This is a genomic window from Streptomyces sp. NPDC014623, from assembly GCF_043088245.1.
Classification (GTDB): Bacteria; Actinomycetota; Actinomycetes; order Streptomycetales; family Streptomycetaceae; genus Streptomyces.
Genome location: NZ_JBIBZU010000002.1, coordinates 257,517 through 271,288 on the forward strand (window position 1 = coordinate 257,517; position 13,772 = coordinate 271,288).

The window sequence follows — 13,772 nt, forward strand, 5'->3', positions numbered from 1 at the left end:
TAGAGGTGCGGGAGTTCCAGCGGGGCGCGGTGCGGCTGCACATCCTTCATCACGCGGCCGAGGAGGAGATCCACGGCGCGTGGATGACCGAGGAGCTGGCCTCGCACGGCTACCAGGTCAGCCCCGGCACGCTGTATCCGACGCTGCACCGCCTGGAAGCGGACGGACTGCTGACCTCGGAACAGCGCGTCGTCGACGGCCGTACCCGGCGCGTCTACAAGGCGACCGAGGCCGGGAAGAAGGCCCTCGATGAAGACCGCAAGGCGCTCAAGGAGCTGGCCCGCGAGGTCCTCGGCGACGACGCCCCGTAGATCCGGCGCCTTAGCGGTTCGGGGCCTCGGCCTCCGCCGCCGGGCTGGCGGCTCGGCGGGTGAGGCGGGCGTCGAGCGAGTAGGCGCCGGCGCCGACGAGGAGCAGGAAGAGACTGCCGCACAGCTGGGCGAGGTCGGTGCGGGATTCGTGGGCGAGGTCCCACCACCCGGACTTGCCGATGAACAAAGGGGAGTCGCCCCACAGGATCGGCAGCTTGGTGATCAGCAGCGCGCCGAGCATGTTCACGATCATCGGCAGAACGGCGAGGCGTGTGGCGAGGCCGGCCAGGATCAGCAGGCCGCAGGCGATCTCGAAGAAGCCGTCGAGCGGCGCGAAGAAGCCGGGTACGGGAATGCCGGCCTTGTCGAAGCGGCCGGTGCCCTGGGCGTCGGGGCGCAGGAACTTCAAGATCCCCTCGGAGAGGAAGACGGCGCCGACGTAGAGGCGGATGAGGATGGCCGCGGCGGGCGCGTCGGTGGCGGTGAGCTTCGCCTGCCAGGTGCTGCTGGGCGGTGTCATGCGGGTGCCCCTCTGCCATGCGGAGACGTATCGGATGTCGATATCGTCTCGCGAGGCAGAGGGGCACCGGTGGTTTCACGCCTCCATGGAGCGGGCGCGTCGTACGGGTTGGCGGGTGGTCAGCTTCGGGCGGCGAACCGGCGGCGGACGCCGTACCAGGCGGCGCCGGCGGCCAGGACCGCGGCGCCGGAGACCACCGATGACACGGGCAGCGCGCAGGCCAGTACCAGGCAGCCCGCCAGCCCGACGACCGGAATGACCCGGGCGGGGCGGCCCTCCTCGGGGGTGAGGGTGAAGGCGGAGGCGTTGGCGACGGCGTAGTAGACCAGGACGCCGAAGGAGGAGAAGCCGATCGCCGCGCGCAGGTCTCCGGTCGCGGCGGCCACGGCCACGACGGCGCCGACGACCAGCTCGGCGCGGTGCGGCACCTTGAATTTCGGGTGGACGGCGGCTAGGGCGTGCGGCAGGTGCCGGTCGCGGGCCATGGCGAGGGTGGTGCGCGAGACGCCGAGGATGAGGGCGAGCAGGGCGCCGAGCGCGGCGACGGCAGCGCCGACGCGGACGACGGGGACCAGCCAGTCGGCGCCCGCGGCCCGCGCGGCATCCGACAGTGGCGCGGTCGCCTCGGCCAGATTTTCCGGGCCCAGCACCATCAGGACGGAGACGGCGACGACGGCGTAGACGACGAGGGTGATGCCCAGGGCGATCGGGATCGCCCTGGGGATGGTGCGGGCCGGGTCCCGGACCTCCTCGCCCAGGGTGGCGATGCGCGCGTAGCCGGCGAAGGCGAAGAACAGCAGCCCCGCCGCCTGGAACACCCCGCCGAAGGTCGCGTCCGACCCGACGTGCAGCCGCGCCGCGTCCGCCCCGTCGGAGGTGAGGGCGGCGACCACCACGGCGGCGAGCACCGCCAGGACCACGGCCACGATGACCCGGGTGAGCAGTGCGGACTTCTGGACCCCGGTGTAGTTCACCGCGGTGAGCGCCACCACCGCCGCGACCGCGACGGCGTGCGCATGGCCCGGCCAGATGTATGAGCCGACGGTGAGCGCCATCGCCGCGCAGGAGGCCGTCTTGCCGACGACGAATGCCCAGCCTGCCAGGTAGCCCCAGAAGGCGCCGAGCCGCTCGCGGCCGTAGACGTAGGTGCCGCCCGAGGCCGGGTAGCGGGCGGCGAGCCGGGCGGACGAGGTGGCGTTGCAGTACGCCACCACGGCGGCCAGCGCCAGGCCGATCAGCAGCCCCGACCCGGCGGCCCGCGCGGCAGGGGCGAGCGCGGCGAAAATCCCGGCGCCGATCATCGATCCGAGACCGATCAGCACAGCGTCGGAGACCCCGAGCCGGCGGTGCAGTTCGTCCGGCATTCCGGCAGTGGTCGGTTGCTTGCTCATCGCTCACTCCTCGGCGACACAGACATCCATGACGGATATCGATATCGGCAGACGATACGGGAGTCGGGCCGTCCTCCATCCCCTGGTCCCGGGGCGCGGCCGGGTCTCCTTGAGGTACGACCGGAGGTCGGTGCAGCAGGGCCGTGAGGGCGCGGGCCGCATCGCGGGCCGGGCGGCCGACGCCGATGAGCGTGGCGGAGGCCGGGCCGGTCCAGTCGCCGTAGCCGAGCAGGTGCAGCCGCGGCTCACCGAGGGCACGGGTGCCGTCGGTGGGGATGCGTCCGCGCGGGCCGCGCAGGTTCAGCGGGGCGGGGCGGGCCAGTGCCGGGCGGAAGCCGGTGCACCGGATCACCGCATCCGCACCGCTCCGACTGCCGTCGTCCCACCGGGCGCCGTTGGCGGTGAGCCGGGCGAACATCGGCTTTGCGGTCAGGAGTCCCGCATCGCGGGCGGTGCGGACGGGTGGCACGGCGACGATGTCGCCGAGCGAGGCCGACATCTCCAAGGAGACGCCGAAGATCCTCACCGTCGACGCGGTCCGCGAGTCGGACGTCTGCGTCACCATGGGCTGCGGCGACACCTGCCCCGTCTTCCCCGGCAAGCGCTACCTCGACTGGAAGCTCGAGGACCCGGCCGGCCAGGGCGTCGAAGCCGTACGCCCCATCCGCGACGAGATCAAGACCCGCATCGAGGGCCTGATCGCCGAGATCGCCCCGGCGGAGCCGGAGGCGACGGCGTGAGCGAGATACGCGACGTCGTCATCATCGGCTCCGGCCCCGCCGGATACACCGCCGCCCTCTACACCGCCCGCGCCCAGCTGCGCCCCCTGCTGTTCGGCAGCTCCATCTTCGTCGGCGGATCGCTGACCACCACGACCGAGGTGGAGAACTTCCCCGGCTTCCCCGAGGGCGTCGACGGCCCGGTCCTCATGGAGAACATGCGAGCCCAGGCCGAGAAGTCCGGCGCGGAGATGATCGACGACGACATCGTCTCCGTCGATCTGACCGGCGACGTCAAGCTCCTCACCGACTCGGCCGGTACCGTCCTCCGCGCCAGGACGGTGATCATCGCGACCGGCTCCGGCTATCACAAGCTCGGCCTCCCGAACGAGGACGAGCTGTCCGGCCGCGGTGTGTCGTGGTGTGCGACCTGCGACGGGTTCTTCTTCAAGGGGCGCGACATCGTCGTGGTCGGCGGCGGCGACACCGCCATGGAAGAAGCCACGTTCCTCACCCGCTTCGCCAAGTCGGTCACCGTCGTCCACCGCCGCTCCACCCTGCGGGCCTCGAAGGTCATGCAGGACCGCGCGTTCGCCGACGACAAGATCTCCTTCGCCTTCGACAGTGAGATCGCCGAGATCAAGGAAGCGGGCGGCATGCTCGGCGGCGTGGTCCTGCGCGACGTCTTCACCGGTGCCACCCGCGACCTGGACGTGACGGGGCTGTTCATCGCCATCGGTCACGACCCCCGCACCGAGCTGTTCACCGGCCAGCTCGACCTCGATGCCGAGGGCTACATCACTGTCGCCGCTCCGACGACGCGCACGAGCCTCCCCGGGGTGTTCGCCGCCGGAGACGTCGTCGACCACACCTACCGTCAGGCCGTCACCGCCGCCGGCACCGGCGCCGCTGCAGCCCTGGACGCCGAGCGCTACCTCGCCGCCCGCGGCGCGGCCGAGACCGAGCCGGTGACCGCTGCCGTCCCGGCCTGAGCAGCACTCGCAGACGGGGCCGCCCGGATGCTCCGGGCGGCCTCGTCGTCGTTCTCGCATCAAGTCATCGGCAAAGCGAGCCGATCACACTCGGTGACCACAGCTTGCCAACTATCCTGCTGCGCCTTTGCCTCCTACGCAGCGACACAGCCGTCCGACCAGCGACAACCTGCGCCGCTATTTGCCAACAAAGCTGCGTGGTCACAGCAGCGTCTGCTCGAAGGCGATGGCGAGCTGGTACTCGCCGAAGGCGGCGGCCTCGTCCACCCCCGGCCCCGGCCTGTACACCGGCAGCCCCGGCACCAGCCGGGGACGTACCGGGGCCGGGACCCTCTGGCACCAGGCCGGTGATGCCGACCCGGCGTCCACCTCGCACGGTGGCAGCGGCTTGACTCTGCTGTCGTCGCTCCGCCGGGCCGTTACCGCTCCCGGGCGGTGACGCACGCGGCAGGCAGAGCGGTGAGGGCCAGTACGGCGAGGTCGTCACGCAACCGGGAGCCCCACCAGTCGCGGGTACTGGTCAGCATGGCGGCGACGAGATCCTCGGAGGTGGTGTCGCCGCTCACCGGGGCCGCGGCGACGAGCGCGGCGAGGTCTGCGGGCTCCCGTGGGTCCTGGGAGCCGGCGCCCTCGGTGAAACCGTCGGTGTAGAGCACGAGTGACTCCCCGGGGCGCAGTTCCAGCTCGTTCACCGGGTGGTGCGGGGTGTCCAGGACGCCCAGCAGGGGCCCGTGCAGGTCGAGGGGGCGGGTGCGGCCGTCGGCGTGGCGTAGCAGAGGTGCGGGATGCCCGGCGGAGGCGATGCGCAGACGTGCCGAGGCGCGGGAAGGGTCCAGGACGGCGTAGAGGAGGGTGCAGAAGGGGGCGTTCTGACGTTGCAGGGCCTTGTTGATCAGAGGGAGGACGTAACCGGGGTCGCTGGTGTGCTGGGTGGCCGCCCACAGGGTGTGGCGTACCAGACCGGTGATGGCTGCGGCGGCGGGTCCTTTGCCGCAGACGTCGCCCAGGACCAGGACGTGGCGGCCGTCGGGTGCGGTGAAGGCGTCGTAGAAGTCGCCACCGATATGGAGGCCCTCTCCGAAGGGGACGTAGCGGGCGGCGAGATCGAAGCCGGGCAGGTCGGGCAGGCTCGGGGGGAGCAGGGGGCGTTCCAGGGCCTGGGTGGTGGCGCGCAGCCGGTGCAGAAGGCGGTCCTGCTGGATGCCGACGGCAATCTGGTCGGCGAGGTTCTCCAGGGTGGTGAGGGTGGAACCTGGCAGGGCGAGCCGTGTGGTGAGGGTCAGGACGCCGATCAGCTGGCCACCGGTGATCAGTGGGTACCCGGCGAACGAACCGCGTCCGAGGCCGGGGCGCGGGCCCGCTGCCGGCGGGGCGACATCCAGATGGGGCTGGAGTGTGGTGAGCACCTGCTCGACCAGGTGGCGGTGTGTGTCCTGGCACGGTTCCGGGCCGGTCGAGTCGGCGTCGGTATCAGCGCAGGTCGTATGGGCCAGTTGACGTTGTTCGTCCGTCGTCCAGACACACACCCGGTCGGCGCTCAGGCGGTCGGCCGCGGCGCGCACACATCGACGGAGGCGATGCGCCAGCGACCCGGGTTCCGTCATGGCGGCCGCGACTTCGGCGATGAGCAGGGCCTGCCCGGTGCGTTCGGTGAGTCTTCGCTGGGCGTGCAGACGGTCGGTGACGTCGTCGGCCAGAACCAGGGTGCGGGCGCGGCCTTCGCCGTCCAGGACTTGCTGTGCGGCGACGCGCAGGGCCTGGGCGGTGCCGTCGGACCGGGTGCGTTCGAAGACGGTGTCGGCTTCGGCGGTGTGTGGTTGTCCGGCAGCGGTCAGGTGCCGCTGCAGCGCGAGGCGTTCCTCCGTGGGGAACAGCTCGGTGAGCGGCCTGTGGAGACATCCGGGTTCGGTCAGCTCCAGGGCTTCGGCGGCGCGGCGGTTCCAGGCGATGACCACCTCGCCGTCGAGCATGAGTGCACCGATGGGGGCCTGGGTGAGGAACTGGCCCAGCAGCCGCTCTCCGAGCTGTCGGCTGATCGCCGGGGTGCCGGCGGACAGCTGCCGCTGGGCTGCCGCCTGGGCTGCGGCGTGGTCCCGGCGCGTCAGCAGGGCGTGCAGCAGGTGGGTGACGGCGGCGGGTAGCGATCGTGTCCGCTCGTGCACCTGGGTGACCACGTCCCCCGGGAAAAGCAGGGGGAGGGTGGCGAGTTCGGCCTCGGTGGCAGAAGTGGGCATCACCGCGACCACCAGGTCGGCCGGATGCGGCCGCAGGGAGTGGACCAGCCCCGCCGGGGCGGGCACCTCCTGGGTGAGCACCGCCACGGTGGGGCGGCGCCCACCGGGTGTGCCGGAGGTGAGGGCCGGTGCGTCGCCGACCGTGGTCTCGGCGAACTCGGCGACGTCCTCCAGCTCCTCGCGCAGGGCACGCGCCGTCGGGCCGTCCCCGTCGACCAGCAGGACCAGGGGCAGAGCGTCCGGGCCCATCTCAGCCTTCCAGCAGGGGTTCGTCCAGCAGAGCCCGGCCCGCCCACACACGCAGCATGTCGGTGCCGGGCGACATCACGTGAGCCGCGCGGGCGTCGCGCAGCATGCGGTGCAGGGGGGAGCGTTCGCCGTAACCGACACCGCCGACGAGGGTGAGGGCGTCGTTGACGGTGGCCTCGGCCGCCTCCGCGACCTCGGCCTTGGCCGAGGCCAGGCCCAGCAGCGCCTCCGGCCCGCCGATGTCCGCTTCGGCGGCGGCGTGGTAGATCAGCCGTCGCGTCCGCTCCACCCGGGCCCACATCGTGCCCAGGCGGTGCTGGACGACCTGGTGGCCGGACGGGTGCCGGTTCGAACGCGTCCGCTTGCGCCGCAGAAGATGAGTGCGGGCCTCTTCCAGCGCGTTCGCGGCGACGCCGAGGTAGGTACCGGCCATCGCCATCAGGAAGTAGGGAGCGACGATGTTGAAGACGTACCAGATCTCGTCGCCCTGCTCCCCCAGCAGACATCGGTCCGGGATCTCCACGCCGGGCAGATCCAGCCCCCGTGAGGCGTTGCCCCGCATTCCGAAGCCCTGCCAGGACTCACCCCACACCAGTCCGCGTGTGTCGGCGTCCACCACGGTGCAGGAGAACTGCCCCGGAGGCGTGTCCGGTCCGGACGCCACTGCGGACAGGACATAGGAATCGGCATGAGCGGCGTTGGTGACGAAACTCTTGCCGCCGGTCAGGCGCAGCCGGCCCGGCCCACCGCGCTCCATCCGGGTCTGCGGCAGCCAGAACTCCCCGCCCGTGGCCGGTTCGGACAAGGCCAGCGTCGTCAGATGCTCCCCGGCCGCGATCGGCTTCAGGTAGTTCTCCCGCTGGTAGCTGCTGGCCTTGGCCGAGAGCACCGCCGAACCCACCAGGTGCATGCCGAAGCAGATAGAGGTGGACGCACACGCTTTCCCGGTCGCCTCACCGACCTGTGCCACCGCCAGCAGTCCGTGCCCCATGCCCCCGGCCTCCTTGGGGACGACGAGCCCGCCCAGGCTGCGCTGCAGAGTTCGTACGCCCTCCTCCGGCCACCGCTGCTGCTCGTCCACGGATGCCGACCGAGGGGCCAGATCGTTCGCGGCGATCTCCCGCGCCACGGAGACCGCAGCGCCCAGCTCCATACCCGTCATCGCTCTGCTCCGCCCATCGTGTGCCCGCCATCTCGCGGAGGACTTCCGCGAGTATCGGCCGGCACAAAGCCGCCAGCCTACGACACAGGGCATCGCCGGCCCTTGTGGCCGACGTCCGTCCGTAGTCGCAGACCGTCGACGGGGAACGGCACAGGGTGGATCTCTTTCACCAGGAGCCGCTCGCAGCGGAACCGGGTGTGTCCGGCGCCGCCATCAGCCTGGTCCGCTCCGGTCCCTTCGACCGGTTCCCGCTCGGTGACGGGCTGCGCCGCCGGGGGACCGGCCGCTCACCTTCGGCGCCACTTGTGCCCGGAGGGCGGAAGCGCCTGGCCCCAGCCGGACCGGATCGCGTCCAGCGGCGCAGCACCGCACTTCGCGTCATGCATACGCCTCCACTCATCCACACGTGCGTGGCAAAGCCGCAGGTCTCGATCGGAAGGCAGCACAGAGCACGTGCCCTTGTCCGTCCTGGGTGATCGGCCCTGATCCGGGACGACCGGCCTGGGGCCGAGTCGTTCCTGCTCCGCCTGTGTGTGCCGCCCGTCACCTTCGCGCTGGATCCGAGGCAGTGACACCCGCCATACAGGCCCGCGTGACGCATGACGGGCCGTTCACAGGGCACCCGGCCGTACAGGCCCTGCCGCGCTGTCCCCCGACGCGGCAGGGTCTTTTCGTGTGCACCCGGTGGTCCGGCCGGAGTGAGGGCGGCCGGGGCCGTTGCGCGCCGAACATCCGCAGCTGTGTGGAAGACGTGAGGAAGGTTCATGCATACGTTCGGATCCCATGGGCACCCGCAGTGCAGCCCCGAACGAGCGGCTGACCGAACGGGCCGGCAGGAAGCCACGAAGACGCACGGCAGGTGAAACACATGGCGACGACCGAGAACACCAAGAGCGATCACGGCGGCAACGGCCGGGTCGATGTCTCCACGGCGATGCGAAACGCAGCCGAACAGCTTGCCGCCCTCCTCCAGCGCGAGCCCGACTCGGTGTCCTCGCTGAACGCGACGGACGACGGCTGGACGGCGGATGTGGAAGTCCTCGAGATCGAGAAGATCCCGGACACCATGAGCGTCATGGCCTCTTATCGCGTGAGGCTCGACGGCCAGGGCCAACTCGTGGGCTACGAACGAATTCGACGGTACTCGCGGGGCCAGGTCGACCGCTGAGCCGATCCGGCCGCCGAGTTCCCGTATCCCTGAAACAACTCATTGGAAGGAAGACCGACCATGAGTCTCGTGCAGCAGAGCAACGCCTCCGGCAGTGGGGGCGGTTCCGGAAATCTCTACGACGTTCTTGAGCTCATTCTCGACAGGGGGCTCGTCATCGACGCCTTCGTTCGTGTCTCGCTCGTCGGAATCGAGATCCTCAAGATCGACGTACGTGTCGTCGTGGCCAGTGTGGATACGTATCTGCGCTTCGCCGAGGCGTGCAACCGGCTGGACCTGGAATCGGGCCGCAAGGCACCGGCCCAGCTCACCGACATCGTCGGGGACACGGTGGAGAGCGGTGCCAAAGGAAAGTCGAAAGGCGCGCTGACCGGCGCGGTCGAAGCCTTCACGGACTCCCTCCAGGGCGGCCGTGACGACTCCGACGACAAGGAGAAGGAGAAGCGGCCGGCTCGCAAGACCTCCGCTTCGAGCAGCAGCCGCCGTACGGCCCAGCGGGAGGAGTAACCCATGCCGACCTACATCTACGCCATCACGGCGGCCGACCACCCACTGCGGCTGGACGGTCTGTCCGGAGTCGGGGAACCGGCGTCGGACCTGCGCACCGTCAGGACGGCCGAGCTGAGTGCGGTGGTCAGTGACACCCCGGCCGAACTGCGGGCGAAGCGGCGTGATCTCGTCGCCCACCAGAGCGTGCTGGAACGGCTGATGGCCGACGGCGCGGCACTGCCGATGCGCTTCGGCCTGGTGGGGCCGGACGACGAGCAGGTACGTGCCGCACTCGAACAGGGCAAGGACAGTTACACGGCCCGTCTTTCCGAGCTGGACGGCCGCCTCGAGTACAACGTGAAGGTGTCCCGCGAGGAGGAGAGCCTGCTGCGGGAAATCCTCACCGAATCGCAGGAAGCCCGCCGGCTCAGCGAGTACACCCGGCAGAATCCGGGGGCGCAGGACCAGAAGATGGCCCTCGGTGAGCTCGTTTCGCGCGAGGTCCAGGCCAGGCAGGAAGCGCTCGGGAAGGAAGTGGCGGCCGCCCTGTCGGGCGCCGCGGAACGGGTCTCCGAAGGAGAGCCCACGAAGACCCATTTCCTGAACGTGTCCTATCTCGTGCGGCGGGACCAGGCGTCCGCCTTCTCCCAGGCGGTCCACGAGGAGGCCGAGCGCAGGGGCGACGACTACACGTTCGCACTGAACGGCCCGCTCCCGCCCTACAGCTTCGTCTGACGTACAGCCCTCGCAGATGACGGGAGGTACCCACGCATGGGCCTCATTTCCCAGCTGCTCACCCTTCCGCTCGCCCCGGTACGCGGCACGGTCTGGGTTCTCGACCAGGTGGTCCAGGCCGCCGAACGCGAACACTACGATCCCGGCCCTGTACGCACGCAGTTGGCCGAGCTGGAGCGTGAACTGCTGAGCGGAGACATCGACGAGGAAGAGTTCGACCGGCGCGAGGACGAACTGCTCGACTGGCTCGCCGAATGCGAGACCTATCAGAGACGCCTGAACGACAATTCCTGATCCTGGGAGATTGAGGTGCTCAACAGATGACCGGCAACGCGAAGATAGGTGCGGCCCTCGTGGGCGGGTACCTACTGGGGCGCACGAAGAAAGCCAAACTGGCGATCGGCTTCGGGATGTTCCTGGCGGGCAAGAAGCTGAGCCTGGATCCGAAGCAGCTCGGCAGGATGCTGGCCGAGTCACCGCTCCTCGGAACCGTCAACGACCAGGTCCGCAAGGAGCTGGTGGGCGCTACCAAGACGGCCGCGGCCAACGCCCTCACGCAGCGGGCGACCGGCCTCGCCGACTCCCTGCGCAAGCGCACCCTCGATCTCGAGGATCCTTCCGGCGCGAAGGCGCGGGACGAGGACGACGCGGACGACGCGACGGACGATGACCGCGACGCGCGGGACGAGGACTCCGAGGACTCCGACGGCGGGGCCGCCGAGGAGAAGCCGGCCCCGCGCCGCAAGGCGGCAGCCAAGAAGTCGGCCAAGTCCGCGGGTGGTGCCGCGTCCGGAGCCCGCCGTACCGCGTCGGGCGGTGCCCGGAAGAAGGCTGCTCCGGCCCGCAAGGCCGCCTCCGGGGCCCGCAGGACGGCTTCGTCGAACGCGCGCCGGGACCGGGGTGGCAGCAATGGCTGACACGGCTTTCGGCAAGCTCAAGGACGACGTGGTCAACAACCCCGCCACCGACCGCCTCAAGGACGAGCTGCAGAACTACGTCAGGGCCCGGGCGCTGCACACGGTCACCAGTCTCGGCCAGAGGCTCGGCGAGGGGGTCGGCAGGCTCGCGGACGGCAAGGACGCCCCCGGTGGTGCGGTGAAGAGCCTCGCCAAGGGCGGCAAGGCGCTCAGCGAGGGCAAGTCGCCGGCGCAGGCAGCCGTCGGCGCGGGTGCCTCCCATCTGAAGGACGTCGTCAAGGACAAGGTCAAGGGTTTGTTCGGCAAGGGGCGCAAGGGCGGCGGAGGCAAGTCGAAGAGCGTCACGATCTCCGAGGACATCGACGTCGGTGTGCCGGTGCGCGAGGCGTACGACCAGTGGACGCAGTTCCAGGAGTTCAGCACCTTCGCCAAGGGCGTCGTGAGTGTCGAGAAGGCCGACGACACCAGCAGCAACTGGAAGGTGAAGGTCGCCAAGTCCACGCGCAGCTGGAAGGCGAACGTCACCGAGCAGGTCCCGGACGAGCGGATCACCTGGACCACCGAGGGTGCCAAGGGGACGGTCAAGGGCGTGGTGACGTTCCACGCGCTCACCGACGACCTGACACGGGTCCTGCTCGTCCTCGAGTACTTCCCCAAGGGACTGTTCGAGAAGACCGGCAACATCTGGCGCGCCCAGGGCCGCAGGGCCCGCCTCGATCTGAAGCTCTACCGCAAGTTCATCATGATGCGCGGTGAGGCGACCGACGGCTGGCGCGGTGAGATCCGTGACGGCGAGGTCGTCATGGACCACGACGAGGCGGTCGAGCAGGAGGAGGCCCGCGCCGAGGAGGAGAACGGCTCCGAGGGGTCCGAGGCGGAGGACTCCGGGCACGACGACGGGACGGACTCCGGGCACGACGACGAGGACGACGACTTCGCCGACGGGGAGGACGAGGAAGCCGCCGCGGAGTATGACGACGAGGCCGAGGAGACCGACGAGGCCCCGGACGACGAGGCCGAGGAGGTCGACGAGGAGCAGGAGGACGAAGCTCCCGCCGACGAGCCCCGGGCCGACGACACCTATGAGGACGAGGACGCGGAGGTCGACGAGGAGCAGGAGGACGAAGCTCCCGCCGACGAGCCCCGGGCCGACGACACCTATGAGGACGCGGACGCGGAGGAGGAGCCCCTGGAGGACGAGGAGCCCCTCGACGACGAGGAAGAGGAAGAGGAGCCGGCCCCCCGCTCCCGTCGTCGTACCGCTTCCGCACGCAGCTGACATGCTTCTCCACAGCACGGATGGGACTGATCCGAAGTGACCGACTCACTGGCCGGCCGTATGGGGGCCTCTTCGGCGGCGTCCCCGTACGGCCAGCAGCAGTCCTCCGCGAATCTGGCCGACATCCTCGAACGTGTCCTGGACAAGGGCGTCGTGATCGCGGGTGACATCCAGATCAACCTGCTCGACATCGAACTCCTGACGATCAAGCTGCGGTTGCTGGTCGCTTCCGTGGACAAGGCCAAGGAGATGGGCATCGACTGGTGGGAGCACGACCCCTCGCTCTCCTCCCGGGCCCGTCCCGGGTCGGGGGCGGAGGTACGGAGTGCTCCGCGCGACGATGCGGCGGTGGACCGGGTGGAAGCGGAGAACGCACGGCTGCGGGCCGAGATAGCCGAGCTGCGGGCCGCCGTGGGGCTGCCTGCCGCTTCGGGCGCCGGGGCCGGCCAGGACGCGCTTCCCGGGCGGGCCGAGGTGGAGAACGCGGAAGGCGAGGAGACGAAGTGACTGCGGAAGTGGATCCGGCGACGGGCTCGGCGATGTCCTACGTCTACGCCGTCAGCCGCGCCGGGACCCCGCTCGACGAGGCACTCACGGGCCGGCCCGGACTGGAGGGAGGCCCACTGCGGGCGGTCCGCGCCGGGGAACTCGTGGCCCTGGTCTCGTCCGTCCCCTCCTCGTCGTACGGGACCGAGGGTGTGAAGGCGCAGATGGAGGATCTCGGCCGGCTGGAGGTGCTGGCGCGTACCCACCACGCGGTCGTCGAAGCCGCCTACGGGCACGCGACCGTCCTGCCCATGCGCCTGATGACGGTCTACCTCGACGACGAACGCGTGCGCGGAATGCTCGGCGAGCGCGAGCCGGAGTTCTCCGCTCTGCTCGCCCGCCTCGAAGGTCATGTCGAGCTGGGCGTGAAGGTCTACGCCGATCCCCGCGAGGCGGTCGCGGTGAGCAGCCGGGGCCCGGAGCCGGACACGGCGGCGAGCCCGGGACGGGCGTATCTGCAGAGGCGCCGGGCCCAGCAGCAGAACCACCGCAGGACCTACCGGGCAGCGGGAGCGGTGGCCTCCGAGGTGGCCACCCGGGTGGCCGGCATCGCCGCTGCGCACGTGACGCACCGTCCGCAGCAGGGAGACCTGGCCCAGGCGGCGGGCGAGAACATCGTCAATGACGCCTACCTGGTCCACGGCACCCGGGCCGACGCGTTCCGTGCGGCTCTCGCCGGGCTCACCGACGACGCCCCGGGCGTGCGCGTCGAGATCACGGGCCCCTGGGCGCCGTACTCCTTCGCGACACCGCCCGCCGCGGGCGGCGGGGAGCCGCGGTGAACGACGAACTGAACGCGGCCATGCCCGGCGCGGGTTTCGCCGAACCCCGCGCCGGGCTTTCCGCCGCGCCCGACGACTCCATCGAGTCGCTGGCCGGACGCCAGGTGGCGCTCATCGACCTGCTGGACCGCCTGCTGAACGGCGGAGCGGTGCTCACGGGAGACCTGGTGCTCTCCGTCGCGGACGTCGACCTGGTGCACATCAACCTGCGCGCGGTGATCCGGTCGATCACGTCGGAGGAACCGGCGCCGTGGTGAGGACCGTACGCATGCCGCCGC

At 70.6% G+C, this 13,772-nt stretch carries 16 protein-coding genes; 12 read left to right on the plus strand and 4 right to left on the minus strand.

The window, feature by feature from the left end; all coding sequences use genetic code 11:
* Positions 1-5 precede the first annotated feature (5 nt).
* Positions 6-311 carry a PadR family transcriptional regulator gene (locus ACF1FZ_RS05150; RefSeq protein ID WP_391771994.1) on the plus strand — a complete coding sequence of 102 codons (306 nt, stop codon included), beginning with the start codon at positions 6-8 and terminating at the stop codon, positions 309-311.
* A gap of 10 nt (positions 312-321) precedes the next feature.
* Here the strand turns inward: ACF1FZ_RS05150 and ACF1FZ_RS05155 are convergent, their stop codons facing one another.
* Positions 322-831, minus strand: a complete 510-nt coding sequence (locus ACF1FZ_RS05155; RefSeq protein ID WP_391771995.1) for a DoxX family protein — start codon at positions 829-831, stop codon at positions 322-324.
* A gap of 119 nt (positions 832-950) precedes the next feature.
* Positions 951-2,222 (minus strand): APC family permease, encoded by a 1,272-nt coding sequence (locus tag ACF1FZ_RS05160; protein ID WP_391771996.1) that lies wholly within the window; start codon positions 2,220-2,222, stop codon positions 951-953.
* Between the two features lie 275 nt (positions 2,223-2,497).
* Between ACF1FZ_RS05160 and ACF1FZ_RS05165 the strand changes: the two genes are divergently transcribed.
* On the plus strand, positions 2,498-2,962 hold the full coding sequence (locus ACF1FZ_RS05165; protein ID WP_391772215.1) for a phosphotyrosine protein phosphatase: 465 nt from the start codon (positions 2,498-2,500) through the stop codon (positions 2,960-2,962).
* Positions 2,959-3,933, plus strand: coding sequence for a thioredoxin-disulfide reductase (gene trxB, locus ACF1FZ_RS05170; protein ID WP_391771997.1), 975 nt, complete (start codon positions 2,959-2,961; stop codon positions 3,931-3,933). Before ACF1FZ_RS05165 ends, trxB begins: the two co-directional genes overlap by 4 nt.
* Positions 3,934-4,352: 419 nt before the next feature.
* Here the strand turns inward: trxB and ACF1FZ_RS05175 are convergent, their stop codons facing one another.
* Positions 4,353-6,416, minus strand: coding sequence for a SpoIIE family protein phosphatase (locus tag ACF1FZ_RS05175; RefSeq protein WP_391771998.1), 2,064 nt, complete (start codon positions 6,414-6,416; stop codon positions 4,353-4,355).
* A gap of 1 nt (position 6,417) precedes the next feature.
* Positions 6,418-7,578 carry an acyl-CoA dehydrogenase family protein gene (locus ACF1FZ_RS05180; RefSeq protein ID WP_391771999.1) on the minus strand — a complete coding sequence of 387 codons (1,161 nt, stop codon included), beginning with the start codon at positions 7,576-7,578 and terminating at the stop codon, positions 6,418-6,420.
* An 868-nt stretch (positions 7,579-8,446) separates the two neighbouring features.
* Here ACF1FZ_RS05180 and ACF1FZ_RS05185 point away from each other — a divergent pair.
* The 9 genes from ACF1FZ_RS05185 to ACF1FZ_RS05225 are packed head-to-tail and all read left to right on the plus strand — an operon-like array spanning position 8,447 to position 13,751.
* Positions 8,447-8,746, plus strand: a complete 300-nt coding sequence (locus ACF1FZ_RS05185) for a gas vesicle protein (protein ID WP_391772000.1) — start codon at positions 8,447-8,449, stop codon at positions 8,744-8,746.
* A 60-nt stretch (positions 8,747-8,806) separates the two neighbouring features.
* The gene (locus ACF1FZ_RS05190) at positions 8,807-9,253 is read left to right on the plus strand and encodes a gas vesicle structural protein GvpA (protein WP_391772001.1); all 447 of its coding nucleotides are present in this window, start codon (positions 8,807-8,809) and stop codon (positions 9,251-9,253) included.
* Positions 9,254-9,256: 3 nt separating this feature from the next.
* Entirely contained in the window at positions 9,257-9,970 is a 714-nt protein-coding gene (locus tag ACF1FZ_RS05195; protein WP_391772002.1) for a GvpL/GvpF family gas vesicle protein, read from the plus strand.
* 36 nt (positions 9,971-10,006) lie between these two features.
* Entirely contained in the window at positions 10,007-10,264 is a 258-nt protein-coding gene (locus ACF1FZ_RS05200; protein ID WP_391772003.1) for a gas vesicle protein GvpG, read from the plus strand.
* Between the two features lie 26 nt (positions 10,265-10,290).
* Positions 10,291-10,887: a hypothetical protein gene (locus ACF1FZ_RS05205; protein ID WP_391772004.1), complete on the plus strand. Its 597-nt coding sequence runs from the start codon at positions 10,291-10,293 to the stop codon at positions 10,885-10,887.
* Positions 10,880-12,166, plus strand: a complete 1,287-nt coding sequence (locus tag ACF1FZ_RS05210) for an SRPBCC family protein (protein ID WP_391772005.1) — start codon at positions 10,880-10,882, stop codon at positions 12,164-12,166. Before ACF1FZ_RS05205 ends, ACF1FZ_RS05210 begins: the two co-directional genes overlap by 8 nt.
* A gap of 36 nt (positions 12,167-12,202) precedes the next feature.
* On the plus strand, positions 12,203-12,673 hold the full coding sequence (locus tag ACF1FZ_RS05215; RefSeq protein ID WP_391772006.1) for a gas vesicle protein: 471 nt from the start codon (positions 12,203-12,205) through the stop codon (positions 12,671-12,673).
* Positions 12,670-13,494, plus strand: a complete 825-nt coding sequence (locus tag ACF1FZ_RS05220) for a GvpL/GvpF family gas vesicle protein (protein WP_391772007.1) — start codon at positions 12,670-12,672, stop codon at positions 13,492-13,494. The genes ACF1FZ_RS05215 and ACF1FZ_RS05220 overlap by 4 nt, the downstream gene beginning before the upstream one ends.
* Entirely contained in the window at positions 13,491-13,751 is a 261-nt protein-coding gene (locus tag ACF1FZ_RS05225) for a gas vesicle protein (RefSeq protein ID WP_391772008.1), read from the plus strand. The genes ACF1FZ_RS05220 and ACF1FZ_RS05225 overlap by 4 nt, the downstream gene beginning before the upstream one ends.
* Positions 13,752-13,772 lie beyond the last annotated feature (21 nt).